Origin of the sequence: Niastella soli, assembly GCF_017742245.1 — a bacterium.
In the GTDB taxonomy this organism is placed as follows: domain Bacteria; phylum Bacteroidota; class Bacteroidia; order Chitinophagales; family Chitinophagaceae; genus Niastella; species Niastella soli.
In genome coordinates this window covers 257,536-274,681 of record NZ_JAGHKO010000001.1, presented here as the reverse complement: position 1 = coordinate 274,681, position 17,146 = coordinate 257,536, and the positions used below count along the sequence as shown (strand labels likewise).

General features: G+C 44.2%; 12 protein-coding genes. 8 read left to right on the top strand and 4 right to left on the bottom strand.

Going from position 1 to position 17,146, the window contains the following annotated elements; genetic code table 11:
* Positions 1 to 5 precede the first annotated feature (5 nt).
* The 3 genes from J7I42_RS00965 to J7I42_RS00955 all read right to left on the bottom strand — a co-directional run bounded on the left by J7I42_RS00965 (position 6) and on the right by J7I42_RS00955 (position 2,420).
* Positions 6 to 617: a GNAT family N-acetyltransferase gene (locus J7I42_RS00965; RefSeq protein WP_209136898.1), complete on the bottom strand. Its 612-nt coding sequence runs from the start codon at positions 615 to 617 to the stop codon at positions 6 to 8.
* A gap of 348 nt (positions 618 to 965) precedes the next feature.
* Positions 966 to 1,709 carry a uroporphyrinogen-III C-methyltransferase gene (cobA, locus tag J7I42_RS00960; RefSeq protein WP_209136897.1) on the bottom strand — a complete coding sequence of 248 codons (744 nt, stop codon included), beginning with the start codon at positions 1,707 to 1,709 and terminating at the stop codon, positions 966 to 968.
* A gap of 24 nt (positions 1,710 to 1,733) precedes the next feature.
* On the bottom strand, positions 1,734 to 2,420 hold the full coding sequence (locus J7I42_RS00955) for a Crp/Fnr family transcriptional regulator (RefSeq protein WP_209136896.1): 687 nt from the start codon (positions 2,418 to 2,420) through the stop codon (positions 1,734 to 1,736).
* A 327-nt stretch (positions 2,421 to 2,747) separates the two neighbouring features.
* Between J7I42_RS00955 and nirB the strand changes: the two genes are divergently transcribed.
* From nirB to mobA, 8 genes are all read left to right on the top strand, one after another.
* Positions 2,748 to 5,249: a nitrite reductase large subunit NirB gene (gene nirB / locus J7I42_RS00950; RefSeq protein WP_209136895.1), complete on the top strand. Its 2,502-nt coding sequence runs from the start codon at positions 2,748 to 2,750 to the stop codon at positions 5,247 to 5,249.
* Positions 5,250 to 5,510: 261 nt separating this feature from the next.
* Positions 5,511 to 5,861: a nitrite reductase small subunit NirD gene (gene nirD / locus J7I42_RS00945; RefSeq protein ID WP_209136894.1), complete on the top strand. Its 351-nt coding sequence runs from the start codon at positions 5,511 to 5,513 to the stop codon at positions 5,859 to 5,861.
* Between the two features lie 222 nt (positions 5,862 to 6,083).
* Positions 6,084 to 7,637, top strand: a complete 1,554-nt coding sequence (locus J7I42_RS00940; RefSeq protein WP_209136893.1) for an alginate export family protein — start codon at positions 6,084 to 6,086, stop codon at positions 7,635 to 7,637.
* Positions 7,638 to 7,714: 77 nt separating this feature from the next.
* A complete protein-coding gene (locus J7I42_RS00935; protein ID WP_209136892.1) occupies positions 7,715 to 9,004 on the top strand; it encodes an MFS transporter in 1,290 nt (429 codons plus the stop codon).
* Between the two features lie 58 nt (positions 9,005 to 9,062).
* Complete coding sequence (locus J7I42_RS00930; RefSeq protein ID WP_209136891.1) at positions 9,063 to 12,581, top strand: nitrate reductase; 3,519 nt, start codon at positions 9,063 to 9,065, stop codon at positions 12,579 to 12,581.
* Between the two features lie 112 nt (positions 12,582 to 12,693).
* A complete protein-coding gene (locus J7I42_RS00925) occupies positions 12,694 to 14,181 on the top strand; it encodes a rubredoxin (protein WP_209136890.1) in 1,488 nt (495 codons plus the stop codon).
* A 147-nt stretch (positions 14,182 to 14,328) separates the two neighbouring features.
* Positions 14,329 to 14,616 (top strand): SelT/SelW/SelH family protein, encoded by a 288-nt coding sequence (locus tag J7I42_RS00920; protein ID WP_209136889.1) that lies wholly within the window; start codon positions 14,329 to 14,331, stop codon positions 14,614 to 14,616.
* Between the two features lie 38 nt (positions 14,617 to 14,654).
* A complete protein-coding gene (gene mobA, locus J7I42_RS00915; RefSeq protein ID WP_209136888.1) occupies positions 14,655 to 15,266 on the top strand; it encodes a molybdenum cofactor guanylyltransferase in 612 nt (203 codons plus the stop codon).
* Positions 15,267 to 15,543: 277 nt separating this feature from the next.
* Here the strand turns inward: mobA and J7I42_RS00910 are convergent, their stop codons facing one another.
* Positions 15,544 to 16,983, bottom strand: a complete 1,440-nt coding sequence (locus tag J7I42_RS00910; protein ID WP_209136887.1) for an aminotransferase-like domain-containing protein — start codon at positions 16,981 to 16,983, stop codon at positions 15,544 to 15,546.
* Positions 16,984 to 17,146: the final 163 nt, after the last annotated feature.

The window sequence follows — 17,146 nt, the reverse complement described above, 5'->3', positions numbered from 1 at the left end:
TGGACTTATTCTGGTATAAAACTTTTACGTGTACAAACTAATAGGTTACATATTGAATATTGACTAAACACCTGTTCTTCCTGCTGAAAACCCGCTCTTGATAAAATTTCATTGTACAGTTTATTGTCAGCCTCGGGTTCAGCAATGATTTGTTTGATCTCCGGGAATAAAAAGAAATATTCCATACAGGTTTGAAGGGCTTTGAGGTGTAGCGGGCGAATTGTTTTCCTGTTGGCGTTCATTAAAAGCCGAATAATATAATCGCCGGAGGAAGTTGGAAATGTATCATAAAGCTCGTCTTTTTCTGCGGTACATATATCAACCTGGCAAAGAGCGAGCCGGTTATTCAATAATACCATAAAAGAGCGGGCAAAATCTGAACTGCCTGCATATAGGTAGCTTGCTGCCACTGTATTTGCTGCACGGCTTAGTTTCCATGCCCACTTGTAGATGGCCGGCATATCCTGTGGTATGCTAAAAGGGCGTAACGATAATGTATACGAAGGATGTTGAAAGCGTTTTGAGTAAACTACTTCCGTCTTCGTGTGCAGGCCGGTAGAAGAAATTAACCCATCCTTCAGGCCTGTAAATCCTGGTGTAGTGCATGTTATTTGCATAACTAAAGTGTAAGTTCCCGGGGTTTTTGTCCGGGAACTCTTGGTGCCTAACCAGAGCCTTGTATAAAAAGTGAAAGAATTTAAGGCGTAGTATCGCTAAATTCTTATCTGTTGCTACTTGTGAAATGATACCTTGTTTAATACACCGGAGTCTTGCCCGGCGACAACAAATAAATTGTGAAACTTGTGCAAATACGCCCCATCATGTAGTAGGTGGTACATATAAGTACTTAGCATATCCCTTCATGACAGGAATCCTGTTATAAACTACGATTTGAAGTGTGTTTTATTTGTAATGTATAACGTTGTATATCAACCGTTGTTATGTATTAGTAGTTTTAATGTTGGTTATTGCGTGGCCGATAAAAATTCTGTATCTGTAACAGGACCAATGATGATAAGAGCAGGATGAGTTATCTGTTGTGCTGCTGCCAGTTGTGGCAGGTCTTTGATCTTTCCTTTAACAAGTTTATGATAAGGCAGCGAGGCATAATGGATAATAGCTGCAGGCATATCGGCATAGCCTTTATCAATGTATATGCTGGCTATTTCAGGCAGTTTTTTCATCCCCATGTAAATCACTACTGTGGCTTTACTTTGTATGGCCAGTTGCAGATCAGCTGATAAAGAACCATCTTTTTTTGTGCCGGTAACTACCCATATGCTTTCACTGATGTTACGGAATGTTAAAGGTATATCATACAAGCCGCTGGCCTGCATGCTGGTAATGCCAGGGATGTAAGTTGTTTTTATTCCATGTTGACGTGCAAACAATATTTCTTCAAACCCTCTTCCGAAAATAAAAGGATCGCCGCCCTTTAACCGCAACACCCGGCCTTTTGAAAAGGCTTTTTCTTTTATCAGTTCATGGATCTGTTCCTGTGGTGTATAATCGCCATAGGGGAGTTTGCCAACATAAATGGTTTCACAGTGCGGGCTGGTGTAATTTAGCAACGATTTATTTACCAGGTTATCATATAATACCACCGGCACTTCCTGTAAGTGTTTGTATGCTTTCAGTGTAATGAGTTCGGGATCACCAGCACCTGCACCTGCTACAATTAATTCGGGTTCTATTGTTACTGTTTCCACTAAAAAATATTTTAATTAATAGGATCATTCACCAATATGCGCACGCAACTTATCAATATCAGCTATGCAAATGCTTTTGCCCGATAAGGTTATGCTGCCTTCCTGTACCAGTTCATTCATGATCCTGAATACGGTTTCATAGGTGGTGCCAGTGTAAGAGGCAAGATCCTGGCGGCTCAGGTTAATATCAAGAAAACCTTCCGGCGTGGTGCCAAATGTTGACTGAATAGATAACAAAGCCTGCGCAATTCTACCTATAACCGGCATGTGCGCCAGGTTGCGCATTTTCTTTTCAGACTCCTTTAGTTCACCAGCAAAGAACATCATTAATTCATATAAGAACTGCGGGTTCACTTTTAGGGTAGACTGAAAAAAGCCAATGTCAATAAAACATACTTCCCCAGGTTCCAGCGCGGTGGCCGATACCGGATAAATAACATCATTGCCTAAACCACGATGACCAAGAATAGCGCCGCTCCTGGCCAGGCGAACAATCAATTCTTTATCGTCAGTCCACTTTTTATGGACCTTAAAGGTCCCCTTATATATAAAGTAGATGCCGGTAACCTCGCTGCCTTCGCTAAAAAGCATCTCGCCTTTGTTTACATGAAAGCTTTGACGATGGGCATCTACTGCCGGAAGCCATTCCTTTGAACACAGTCTGCATAAAAAGCAGCTTTTCAGATCACAACCCTGTTTGTTTCGTTTCACTGGTAAAGTATATATGTAATATTATTTAATGTTTTGTTTTCCCTGCCAACCGGTCTGCAAAATCGCAATAGTGCCTAAAGAGATTAAGTCTGTCCGGTTCCAACCTCAAAAATGGGAGAAAAATTTATATAATTATACATTAGTAAAATAAATATATAGTTCATATTTGATTTCTCGGTAAAAATAACAACAAAAAGAACGTATTTTTATTACAGAGATCACAAAACAACGGATAAATTTTTAGCGAATTGCCATTTTGTTCTTATATGTGATTTTAATTAATATAACGATTGCCTGCGTATTAACTGACACTTAAAACCGCAGATTATGAAAATAGTAGTTATCGGCAATGGAATGGTTGGATATAAGTTTTGTGAAAAGCTAACAGCCAAAGCCCAATCAGGGCAGTTTGAAATTGTTGTTTTTGGGGAAGAAACCCGTCCGGCTTATGATCGCGTTCATTTGAGTGAATACTTTGCCGGGAAAACAGCCGAAGACCTCACGATGGCCGGCCTGGATTGGTATGCTGACCGAAATATTAAACTGTATTTAGGAGATCCCATCTCTTATATAGATCGCGAACAAAAGACTGTTCGTTCTCACCACGGCATTACCGAGTCTTACGATTATCTGGTCCTGGCTACTGGCTCTGCAGCCTTTGTTCCACCTATCCCCGGTGTTGAAAAAGAAGGCGTTTTTATTTACCGCACAATAGAAGACCTTGAACTGATGACCGCTTATGCTAAAAAGGCTAAGACCGGTGCAGTGATCGGTGGTGGTTTGCTGGGTTTGGAAGCTGCTAAAGCCATGATCGATCTTGGTGTTACCAATACGCACGTAATTGAATTTGCTCCCCGGCTTATGCCCCGGCAAATTGATGAAGCGGGGTCCAATATCTTAAAAGCAAAGCTGGAAGCGCTGGGTCTTTCCATTCATACAAGCAAGAATACTTCTGAAATATTAGGTGATCAGTTTATCAATGGGATGCAGTTCTCAGACGATACCAGGCTCGATGTTGATATGCTTGTGATCTCGGCCGGTATTAAACCCCGCGATGAGTTGGCGAAACTGGCCGGTCTGGAAACAGGTCACCGCGGTGGCATTGTAGTGAACGATAAATTAGCTACCGGCGACCCTTTCATTTTTGCGATTGGCGAGTGTGCTTTGCACGGCGGAATGATCTACGGTCTGGTGGCGCCTGGTTATGAAATGGCTGAGGTAGTAGCTGCCAACCTGATGGGTGGCGACAAATCGTTCACCGGTTTTGATATGAGTACCAAACTGAAGCTGATAGGTGTTGATGTGGCCAGCTTTGGTGACCCGTTTGTATCGCATACTGAAGGGCGTACCATCGTACTGGAAGACAGTATGAAGGGTGTTTACAAACGGATTAATATCTCAACCGACGGAAAATATTTATTAGGCGGGGTGCTGGTGGGCGATGCAGATGCCTACAATATGTTACTGCAAACCACCAAGAATAAAGTGGTATTACCGCCCAACCCTGAAGATGTGATCCTGGGTGCTCGTGGCGGATCTGGTAGCGAAGGCGGTGCTGGTATTACAAGTTTACCCGATGATGCGCTGATCTGCAGTTGCGAAAGTGTTTCAAAAGGGGATATCTGTAAAGCGGTATGCGATGGTAATGAAACCATGGACGCCATTAAGAAATGTACCAAAGCAGGTACGGGTTGTGGTGGTTGTGTTCCTATGGTAAAAGACCTGATCAACCATACGCTGAAATCACAAGGGAAATATGTACGAAATGTAATATGCGAGCACTTTAATTATAGCCGTCAGGAACTGTACGACCTGGTAAAGGTGCATAAGCTCATGACGTTTGATGAAGTGTTGAATAAACTGGGTACAGGTGATGGTTGCGAATTGTGTAAACCGCCGGTAGCTTCTATTTTGGCCAGCCTGTGGAATGAAATGATCCTCGCCAAAGGAAATGATACGGCGCAGGACAGCAACGATCGGTTTTTGGCCAACATTCAAAAAGGCGGCACCTATTCGGTAGTGCCTCGTATCCCAGGTGGAGAAATTACTCCTGAAAAATTGATCGTAATAGGGGAAGTAGCCAAGAAATACAATCTGTATACAAAAATTACCGGTGGTCAGCGTATAGATCTGTTTGGTGCACACGTAAGTGACCTGCCTGCAATCTGGAGTGAACTGATCGCTGCCGGTTTTGAAAGCGGTCACGCTTATGGTAAAGCATTGCGTACGGTAAAAAGCTGCGTGGGCAGCACCTGGTGTAGGTTTGGCCTGCACGACAGTGTTAGCTTTGCTATTCAAATTGAAGAAAGATACCGCGGTCTTCGTGCTCCGCATAAACTGAAATCTGCCGTTTCTGGTTGCATCCGTGAATGTGCTGAGGCGCAAAGCAAGGATTTTGGTATCATAGCCACAGAAAAAGGCTGGAACCTGTATGTGTGCGGCAATGGCGGATCAAAACCACAACATGCCCTGTTACTGGCTACCGACCTCGATTCGGAAACCTGTATAAAATTCATCGATCGCTTTTTGATGTTCTATATAAAAACAGCCGATCCATTAACCCGTACGGCTACGTGGTTAAATAAAATGGAAGGCGGCATTGATTATCTGCGAAATGTAGTGGTGAACGATAGCTTAGGCATTGCCGAACAGCTGGAAGCAGAAATGCAATTGCTGGTAGATAATTATAAATGTGAATGGAAAGAAGCGGTTGAGAATCCTGAGATCCGGAAACGTTTCTCGCATTTTGTAAATGCACCTGAAGAGAAAGATCCTTCGATAACATTTGAACCTATGCGGGAACAGAAAAAAGCGAAGGAGTGGAAGTAGCATACTAAACAACACGCATCTTATTTTGGTCAGGCTGGGGAGCCGCCATCCTTCTGATAATTCTTCTGATACACTAAAACACTCACACACATTTGCTATGTGGCTGGCCGGCTAACTGCCGGTATAGGCTACCTATTCTAACGATTGTTTGCCTGCATAAAAATGCAGCGGGTTTTTATTTTTCCATATTAAATGCCATAAGAAAAATGATTCAGCGAAAGCTGAACAGGTAACCCTTTTGTAAAAATACAATGACATGTTATGATCCAAGAAAACGTAATTACCTGGTTTTTGGCCTGCCGTACTACAGATGTGCCTGAAAATGGCGGTGTTTGTGTGAAGTATCACGACGAACAAATTGCGCTCTTCAATTTTAGTCGCCGCGGCGAATGGTATGCAACACAGAATATGTGCCCACACCGCATGCAAATGGCCTTAAGCCGTGGAATGATAGGAGCACAAAATAATGAACCCAAAGTGGCGTGTCCCTTTCATAAAAAAACCTTTTCATTGACAACGGGGAAATGTTTGAGTGGCGATGATTGCGGTGATTTAAAAACCTATCCGGTAAAAGTTGAAAATGACCTTGTATATATAGGTATTGAAGAATAGATAATGATGTTTTGGTAGATGGTTCTATCGGTTGCTTGCCTACATAGTGTTTAACGATTGCTTGCCATAATGTAAAACCCGATTTTGTAATAAAACTTACTGCATGGTAAAAGCAAAACACACCAACGCCGATTAAAAACCCCCGGCAGATGGCAGTCTAACCGGGGGAAAGCAAATCACGACATGAATGGATCATCATCGTAAAAAAACCAAAACAAAATTATGAGGAAAAAACTAATTTTCATGGCAGTTACCGGATTTGGATGTTTTTTGGGAAAGCCTTACTACAGCGCCGCGCAATTTAGTTTAGCGGGGCAGTTGCGTACGCGTACTGAAGTACGTGACGGGTATGGCACCCTCAATGCAAAAGGTACTGACCCTGCTTTTTTAACCTCTCAACGGGCCCGCTTACTATTCGGCTACAAATGGGACCGTGTAAACTTCAACTTTTCTGTTCAGGACGTTCGGGTATGGGGGCAGGATGCTTCTACTATTAATAATGCCGACGGAAACAAACTGATGGTTCATGAAGCCTGGGCTGAAGTAACGCTTATGAATGTGGCTGATACCACCATTAAAACAAAGGGTATCGATAATCTTTCTTTTAAAATTGGCCGCCAGGCGTTAATATATGATGATGTTCGTTTGTTGGGTGACCTGGACTGGTTACAGCAAGGCCGTCGTCATGATGCCATATTGATAAAAGCGTTGCACCATGGCTGGCAGGTAGACCTGGGCGCCGGTTTTAATCAAAACTCCGACGCGTTTGGTTATACTGGTACTGGTTATGTTGCAGGCAATGTACCGCCTTATGTTACCAATTCCCTGGGCGAATTGGTGGCTACACCGTCAGGATTATTGCCATTATCGCCCAACGGCGCGGCTAGCGCTGCCAGCAGTAAAGCAGGTGCTCCCGTACTGGCTAATGCTGTAAGTACAAACGGTATGAACCAGCAATACAAAAGCATGCAAATGCTGTATGTGAGCCGGAAATTCGGCCAAATTAAATTTGCCGGGCTTTTCTTCAAAGATGATTTCGCAAAATACCGCCTCGATTCAACAGGTAATGCTACTAGCGGTTATGTATATGGTAGAAGATATGATGTGAAAGGGGTGAACAGCCGTCTTACCTATGGTTTAATGATCAATGGTTCTTTTGGCAAAGCGACCGCTTTGAAGAATTTCTGGCAGGTAGGGGCTTATTTTCAAAGTGGCAAAGACCGCGATGGAAAAGACCTGACTGCTTCGCATTACACTGCTTCCCTCACTTTGCAAAAAGGCAAATTCAGCTTTGGCCCTGGATACGATTATTTATCCGGCAACAATTCAACGACAACCGCAACTGAAACCCATCGCTTCGACCCTTTATATGGCACCCCGCATAAACATTGGGGCTATATGGATTACTATTATGTAGGCACAGGGTCACCCGTAGGTGGTTTGCAAGATGCTTACTTTAAAATAAAATACCAGGCTGCCAGATTTTTTGTAAGCCTGGACGCTCACAATTTTATGTTGGCGGAAAATGTGGCCAATGCCGCTGACCCTGATAAAATTAATATAGATAAGAATTTGGGCTACGAGTTTGATCTTATAGCCAATTATTCACTCAACAAATTTACAACGCTGGAGCTCGGCTACTCATACATGAAGGCGAACAACAGTACCGAGTACATTAAAAGAGCAACCATGGACCAGGCAAGGCATAATGCCAACTGGGCGTACCTGATGATCAACATTCGCCCTGATTTCTTTTTTAAGCCTGGTAGTAAGTAAGTAGTGAGCCCTCCCGACAGATCGGGAGGGGTGGGGGAGGCCTGCAACAAAATTTTAAATAGCATTAATCTAAAAAAATGAATCAACAACCACTCGATAAACTGAAAATCTTCTCGCTCAGCGGTATTCAAATGAAGACATTCCATATTACCTGGCTGATGTTTTTTGTTTGTTTTTTTGGCTGGTTTGGGTTGGCTCCGCTGATGCCTACAATACGTGCCGATCTTGGATTGACAAAACCTCAGATTGGAAATATTATTATTGCTTCAGTGTCTTCTACCATTATTGCACGTCTGGTCATTGGCAGGTTGTGTGATACCTGGGGCCCGCGTATTACTGCTGTACGTTTATTGCTGGTAGGATCTATCCCTGTTTTTCTGGTAGGTCTGGCGCATGATTATACAACATTCCTGTTATTCCGCCTGGCTATTGGCGTCATTGGTGCTTCGTTTGTAATTACACAGTTTCATACCTCTATGATGTTTGCGGCAAAAATAAAAGGTACCGCCAATGCTGTTACTGGTGGTTGGGGCAATTTAGGTGGTGGTGTTACCAACATGGTAATGCCTTTGATCTTTGCAGCTATAGTAGGGTTTGGTTATACACCGCACAGCGCCTGGAGATTATCTATGATAGTGCCGGGTATAATGATGCTGATCATCGCATTTTTATATTACAGATTCACGAAAGATACACCCGCGGGTAATTATAAAGAGATTGGCCGTACGGGTGGAGCAAAAAGCAAAACAGATTGGTCGATATTGGGCGACTGGCGTGTTTGGGCTTTGGCGCTTGCATATGCTATGTGCTTTGGTATGGAGATCACCTTTGATAACGTAGCTTCATTACATTTTGTAGATACATTCAAGCTAGAGCAAAGCAGTGCGGGGTTTTGGGCAGGGATCTTTGGTTTCATGAACATTTTTGCCCGTGCATTGGGTGGCATTGTATCAGATAAAATAGGAAACAAATATGGCATGCGTGGCAAAGGACTGTTGCTTGGTTCTGTATTAATGCTCGAAGGTTTGGGCCTTCTGGTGTTTGCCCAGGCTGGAACACTGGTACTGGCTATTGCCTCGATGTTGTTGTTTGCCCTGTTCCTAAAAATGGCCAATGGCGCCACATACGGTATTGTACCTTTTATTAATGAAAAGAATGTTGGTCTGGTAGCGGGTATCGTAGGAGCCGGTGGAAACCTGGGCGGTATGGCCTTCGGGTTTTTATTTAAGTCGGAATCTATTACTTATATAGAAGCGTTCCGTTATATAGGCATCATAGTGATCGTTGTATCTGTTATCATATTTATTAGCCGGTTCCGTAAAGGGGAAGTAAAAGAAGAACTGGAGCCGGCGGTAGTAGCAGCATAGTTAATAATGAATGTAAGATCATAAGACAGTAGATCAGGTTTTTATCAAAAGCATTAGTATGAATAATCAACATCCCGTTTCAGTGACTACTACCTGCAGCTATTGTGGGGTGGGTTGTGGCATAGTGGTAAATAAGGACAAAAAGGGAAACATTACGGTTGAAGGTGATAAGAATCATCCGGTGAACAAAGGAATGTTGTGTAGCAAGGGAATGAATCTGCATTATACTGTAAATGACAGAAGCGACCGTTTGTTATACCCGCAAATGCGGTATAATAAAAACATGCCCCTGCAACGGGTGTCGTGGGATGATGCGCTGGACCGTACGGCTGCTGTATTCAAAACGTTCATTGATAAATACGGTCCTGATTCTGTTGCTTTTTATGTATCAGGACAATGCCTCACCGAAGAGTACTATGTGATCAATAAACTCATCAAAGGGTTTATTGGCAGTAATAATATTGATACCAACTCGCGGCTGTGTATGAGCAGCGCGGTGGCTGGTTACAAGATGGCACTGGGCGAAGACAGTGTGCCCGGTTGTTACGATGATATTGAGCTGGCAGATTGTTTTTTTATAACCGGCGCTAACCCGGCCTGGTGCCATCCTATTCTATGGCGCCGCATAGAAGCACATAAAGCCGCAAATCCGCATATAAAGATCATTGTGGCCGATCCCCGTAAAACGGATACCTGTTCACTGGCCGATGTGCATTTGCAGCTGAATCCCGGAACAGATATTACATTGAACCACGCCATTGGCCGCTTACTGATAGAGAATGGGGATGTAGATCTTGATTTTGTAAAGAACCATGCGGAAGGATTTGAGCAATATAAAAAGATCATTTTTCAAAGAACGCTGGACGAAGCCGCCGGGATCTGCGGTATTGATAAAGCCCTTATTATCCTTGCTGCACAACACATTGGCAATGCCAAAGGTTTTATGAGCTTATGGACTATGGGGTTGAACCAAAGTGCAGTTGGTGTAAATAAAAATCTCAGTTTAATAAATCTCAATCTCATTACCGGTCACATTGGTAAACCCGGTTCTGGTCCGTTTTCATTAACTGGTCAGCCGAATGCCATGGGCGGTCGGGAAGTAGGTGGCTTGTCGAACCTGCTGCCTGCGCATCGCGTGCTTACGAATCCCAAACATCGGGAAGAGGTAGAGAAATTCTGGGGCGGAACGCAAATTTCTCCAAAGCCCGGTTTGACGGCAACGGAGATGTTCGATGCCTTGAATGAAGGTAAATTGAAAGCCATCTGGATCATTTGCACCAACCCATTGATCAGTTTACCGAATGTAAGAGTGGCTGAAGAAGGGTTGAAAAAAGCCAAATTTGTGGTGGTGCAGGAGATGAGCAACAAGCCAGAGACCCTGAAATATGCCGACGTCATTCTGCCCGCCGCTACCTGGACAGAGAAAGAAGGCACCATGACCAATTCAGAGCGCCGGATTGCTTATTTGAACAAGGTGGTTGATGCACCTGGCGAAGCCTTACCCGATGCGGAGATCATTTGCCGCTTTGCCAAAAAGATGGGTTATCATGGTTTCGATTTTGAGAACGCGTCGGCAATATACGATGAGCATGCTCAATTGACTGAAGGGACCAATATCGATATCAGCGGATTAAATTATAGTACGATAAAAAACAGGAGGTCAGTGCAATGGCCGTATCCGAAGGGAGAAACAGGTCACGGCACTGTACGCTTGTTTACCGACAAAACCTTTTATACTCCTTCTGCCAGGGCCATTATTCATCCTGTTCCCGATGAAAATACCAGTGAAAAGCCCAATGGGGATTTCCCTTTCATTCTTACTACGGGCCGTATACGCGATCAATGGCACACGATGAGTAAGACCGGTAAGGTGAATAAACTGAAACAACATATACAGCAGTCATTTCTGGAAATTCACCCCGATGATGCGCGCCGGATGCATATAAAGGATGGCGATATAACGGTGGTAAGCTCCCGCCGTGGTGAAGTGCAGGTAAAAGCGCAGGTGTCAAATACCATAAAGCCAGGGGTGGTTTTTATTCCTATGCACTGGGGTAAAATATTGAACAACGATCTGAACCGCGCGAACAATGTTACCAGTACAATAGTGGACCCTATATCAAAAGAGCCGGATTTTAAATTTTGTGCAGTACAGGTAACACCTTATAAAAAGCCGCGCCAGCGTATCGTGATCATTGGAGCAGGTGCAGGTGCATTTGGTTTTGTGAAATCATATCGCGAAATGAATAAGGAAGATGAGCTGGTGATCTTCAGCAAAGAGAATTTTCCTTTTTATAACCGGGTAATGTTACCAGATTATATCAGTGGTACCCAGAATTGGGAACAGTTGATCAAAATGAAAGAATCAGAGGAGCCTGGTTACAATATCAAATTATATAAAGGTGTCAGTATAGAGAAGATAGATAGAGAAAACAAATGTGTGGTTGATTCAACCGGTCGCACTACTTATTACGATGTGCTGTTAATGGCCACAGGTAGCCGGGCTGCTATGCCCCGCAATGTACCTTCATTAAAAGGGATCTTCACCATGCGTAGCCGCACCGATGCCGATGAGTTTAAAAACCATGTACCTGCTGATGGCCATGTGGTGATTGTCGGTGGTGGTTTACTGGGGTTGGAGCTGGCAGCTTCACTGCGCGAAGTAGGTATAAAAGTTACGATCATACAACGCATTTCCCGTTTCCTCGACCGGCAGCTCGATCCGTTGGGAAGCCAGTTTTTACACGAGGAAATGGTTGATCAGGAGTGCGACATTTATTACGATGATGAAGTACAGTTGTTCTATGGCCGTACCGAACTGACCGGCATCCGGTTAAAAAGCGGGAAGGTGATCGATTGTAATGCGTTGGTATTTGCCATAGGTACCGTTCCTAATATTGAGCTGGCAAAGGAAACCGGTTTGCATTGTCAACGGGGCGTAATTGTAAATGAACGCCTGCAAACAAGCGACCCGAACGTGTTTGCTATTGGTGAAATTGCCGAGTTTGAAGGGGTATTGTATGGCATTACCGCTGCTGCCGAACAACAGGCGCATGTGGTAGCACGCTATCTGCAAGGTGATATTGCCAGTTATTATAAAGGCAGTCTGTTCATGAACATCATTAAAATTCATGGCTTCGATCTGTGCAGTATCGGAATTCCTGAATGTCCGAATGATGATTACGAAGAGATCATTTTCCTGGATAAAGCAAAGCGGTATTATAAGAAATGTATCATTCACCAGGACCGGCTGGTAGGCGCTATTTTGATTGGTGATAAAAGCGAGTTCCAGGAATTCAGGGAGCTTATAGCCAACAAGATCGAGCTAAATGAAAAGCGACTGCAATTATTACGCAGTGGTAAAAAGGCCGAGCCGGTATTGGGCAAACTGGTGTGCAGTTGCAATAACGTGGGCAGCGAAAACCTGAAAAATAAAATAAGCGAAGGCTGTACTGATCTCAAACAATTGTGCTCATTGACCGGGGCGGGAACAGGTTGTGGATCGTGCAGACCGGAAGTGCAACGGATCTTGGAAGAGACATTATCGGGGGTTACAAACAATGTATTGGCAAAGTAAGTTTGTAAGTTATTAGGTTCGTAGGTTATTTAGTTAAAACCTTAATATCTGAAACCTAATAACCCAATAACTTAATAACTAAGGCTTCAAAATAGGAATAAAGAACTTTATTATGCGGAAGTACCATCATATAAAAATAAATCTTCCCGGTGGCATCATGGCGGCGGGTGACCTGCATACCTGGATGGAAGCTGCAGAACGATGTGGAGTAGATCAGGTACAGTTCGGGAACCGGCAGCAATTATATTTTGTGGCCGATAGTTCCAACGAAAAAGAGTTTCGGAAAGAGCTGGACCAGCTGGGTGTTTTTTATGAAGCCAATCAGGATGAATATGCCAACATTCTCACTTCGTATGTAGCCGAAGATGTATTTCAAAACGCCAACTGGTTAAGCGAAGGGGTATATAAAGACATTCTTGGATTGTTCGATTACCGGCCAAAAATGAAGCTTAACCTGGTTGATGCCAACCAGAGTTTCATTCCTTTCTTTACCGGTAATATCAACTTTATTTCCTCCCCGGTAAATAATTACTGGTATTTATATGTGCGTTTTCCCAAGACCACGGTTATCTATTGCTGGAAAGGATTGATCTATTCCGACGACATTCCCCGCCTGACCTGGCTGCTGGAAGAGGCGATTGCCGCCAACCCTGCACTGACTGATGGCGATGCTTTGTATGACATGGTGCATAGCAAGCAACTGTTCGTAACACAACCGGTTTCCAGTGAGCTGGCTATTCCCAAATTCGCCTTGCCCTACTATGAAGGGTTTAACCGCTATGGTGAAAAAACCTGGCTGGGCATTTACCGGCGCGATGAATGTTTTCCCGTTTCGTTTTTAAAAGACATAGCCTCGCTTTGTTTGAAAACAAAAGTAGGGCAGTTGTATGTTACACCCTGGAAGTCGCTTATTGTAAAGGGGATCGCGCAAAACGATCGTACGGCATGGGAATACGTATTGAATACCTATCGTATCAATGTACACCATGCTGCCAATGAACTGAACTGGCAGGTAGAAGACCTGAGTGAGGAAGGCCTGAATTTGAAGCGGTACATCATTCGTCAGTTTGACAAGGATGATGTACGAACGCATGGGCTGAGTTTTGCTATAAAGACCAAAAGCAAATCGGGACTGTTTGGTTTGTTTGGAGCGGTGGTAATTGCAAAGCAGTATAATGCCAGTCGTAATAAAAGCGCTTCCATGAACCGCTACGATATCATGTACACCAAAGATTTTAATCCCAACTCCCGCGAATATATTTTATTCCGAAAAGGGGTGATGAAAGAAGAACTGGGCACCTACCTCATTTCGCTCTGCAAATATTTTTATGACCTCACTACCGAAGCAGATAAGATCTTACACAATGTGTACCGCCAGGAAGTGGTACAGGAAACAGCCTCGAAGACGCCCGTGAATGTACCCGTTATACATCAATGTAAGCATTGTTTCACCGTGTATGACGAGCAGTATGGCGATAGCATAAACGACATTGCTGCCGGCATCCCTTTCGATCAGCTGCCAGTTACTTATCATTGCCCGGTTTGTGAATCACCCAAATCTGATTTTGAAGTAGTAAAGGCAGCTGGCGCAACTATTTAAGGACAAACTAACAATAGTTAATAATCATATTTAACATTTTCTGCAGGCCCGGGGGCTGGAACACAAGGTGGCTCATAACCCCAATTTGCGACTTATGTTGTCTTTTCAAGGCGCTTGTACGTGCGCCTGAACCCTTATCTTTGTTTCATGAAACCCACTATAACTATAGAATATTGTCCAAAATGCGGATGGTTGCTCAGAGCTGCGTATATGGCACAGGAGTTGTTAACCACCTTTGCAGATGATTTGCAGGGTGTGTTGTTAAAACCCAGTGAGATCAGTGGCCGGTATACTATTTGCATCGAGGAGCAAAAGGTTTTTGATCGTAAAGAAATGGGCGGTTTCCTTGAAATTAAAGAAGTGAAGCAGTTGGTGCGTGATGTAGTGGCACCTGGCAAAAGCCTGGGACATGCAGATCGCAAAATGCAAGACTGATTGCTTTGATTGATCACCTTCCAGTAAGTATATATAGTATGGAAAACTTGTTAGGTGTTATATTGTGCGGGGGCGAAAGCAAACGCATGGGCTCCGATAAGGGGTTGTTGCCAATTCGTAATACCATCTGGGCCAAGCATATGCATGAAAAGCTGGCCATGTTCCACCTGCCGGTGGTATATTCGGTGAATCAGCATCAGGTGAGCTCCTATTGCGAGGAGATCTCGCCCGAGCTGCTGGTAGTTGATAATTATGATGCGGAAGGCCCGATTAAAGGGCTGCTTAGCGTTCATCAACAATACCCCGATAAAAACCTGCTGTTACTGGCCTGCGATATGCTCGACCTCGATGCCAGTACCATCCATGAACTGTTGCAGGAATACCAGCGCGATAACCAATCAGATTTTTATGTGTACCAGGATGTCAATTTTGCCCAGCCCTTTTGCGGTATCTATACCCGCACTGGTTTGGAAAAAGTAGCCGGACGCATAATGATCGGCCGTTTGAAGAATTACAGTATGCAAGCCATTTTCGACGAAGGTGTTACTGTACGCTTACCTATTCGCACGCAGCACGTTTTTCGCAATTATAATTCCATTGCCGATATCGAGATGTTCTTTGAGCATCCGCCTATCTTACCGACGACGTAATTGGAAGGTAACCAGTTGATCAGTTGACCAGCGAAGGTGAGGGGTGATAAGGTTGATAAAGTTGACAGAGTTGATAAAGGGGGCCGCGACGAGCTTGTGAGTGGTCAGTTGTGAGTTGTGAGTGGACTCGCGAATTTTTGGAAGTCCCGACTGCCGGCAACCCTTTCCCGTTTTCCGACTTTGCTTATTGCCGATTCAGGATTGCCGATTGCCGATAATAATCGAAGTTCCGCAACAAGGACTTTCACGTTTCCCGTTTCCCGACATTCCCCTTTGCCTATCCCAACTTCTTCGCCAATCCCCCTAAGATCCGGATCCCTCTCTCCACCCCATCATTCCAGGGATGCCCATACCCAATACGCATATAGTTACTATAGCGATCGCGTATGGAAAATATTCTTCCCGGCGCAACAGAAACCTGGTGTTTGATAGCTTCCTGGTACAATTGAAAGGTGTTCACTTTTTTGTTTAGTTCCAGCCATAATACAAACCCGCCCTGCGGTCTTGATATTTTTGTGTCGGGAGGAAAATGATCAATGATGCCCTGAACGTATCGAAGGTGTTGCGTGTGTAGTGCAGTCCGTAATTTTTTCAAATGAAAATCGAAGCGGCCAATGCCCAGAAAATGCGCCATAGCATGTTGGGTAATGGTAACACCAGAAATAGTATAACGCATTTTTAACCGGATAAACTGTTCTTTAAAACGGCCGGGGATGGTCCAGCCAATACGATAACCTGGCGCCAGCGATTTGCTCACGGAAGAACAATACAACACCCAGCCCTCTGTATCATAAGTTTTACAGCAACGCGGGCGATGCTGGCCAAAATACAATTCCCCGTAAATATCATCTTCGATCAATGGAATGCGGTGTTTGGTGATCAGTTCTACCAATGCCTTTTTATTCTCATCAGGCATACAACATCCGAGTGGGTTGTTGAAGCTGGGCACAAACACACAGGCTTTGATATTTGATTTTTTAATCGACTGCTCCAGGTAATCCAGGTCGATGCCGGTAACCGGGTCTGTTGGTATTTCTATCACCTGTAACCCTAATGTTTCCATCACCTGGAAGATGCCAAAGAAAGTAGGTGATTCTATGGCCACGGTATCACCCGGACGGGTAACTGTTTGCAACGATAAGGATAATGCTTCCATACAACCCGCGGTGATCACCACATCGTTGGCATTTATCTTTCCACCCCAGTTAAATGCCATGCGGGCAACCTGTTTGCGTAATTCCAGGTTTCCCTGTACATCTTCGTAATTGAGGCAACTTTCAGCCGAATGGCGAAATGCATGCACCAGGGATTTATTTAGTTTGGCGGCAGGGATCAGTTCCATGGCTGGCTTTGCGTGGGCCAAATTGGTGATATCGGTAGCGCTCAGTTTCTTGAATACAGCAGTTACCATTTCATCAACGCTGACGGTTTCGGCCATGGCTTCCGGTTTGGCCGCGGCCGGCATGGCGGGAAAACGTTTTTGGTTGAACCGCACATAATAACCCGATTTGGGGCGGGATTCAATCAGGCCTTTGCCTTCCAGATAATAGTAAGCCTGAAAGGCTGTGCCCATGCTGATACCATATTCGTCGCTCAGCATCCGCACTGAAGGCAGCTTATCGCCGATCTTCAGGATATCGTTATGGATCAGCTGCTCCAGGTTTCCGGCGATCTGCAGGTATAGGTGGTCGGAACTATTCAGTTTATTCTTATGCATGGTACTTTGGGATCTGATATAGTCAAATTTACGAAAAAAGCATCTGTTTAGTGTAGTAAAGGCATGTTGCCTTCGTAAGGCGATCCATCTCAAATTCACCTTGATGCCTCAATGATACCTCAATGGTACCTCATTGGGTCCTCATTGCCTCCTCGGAATTCGA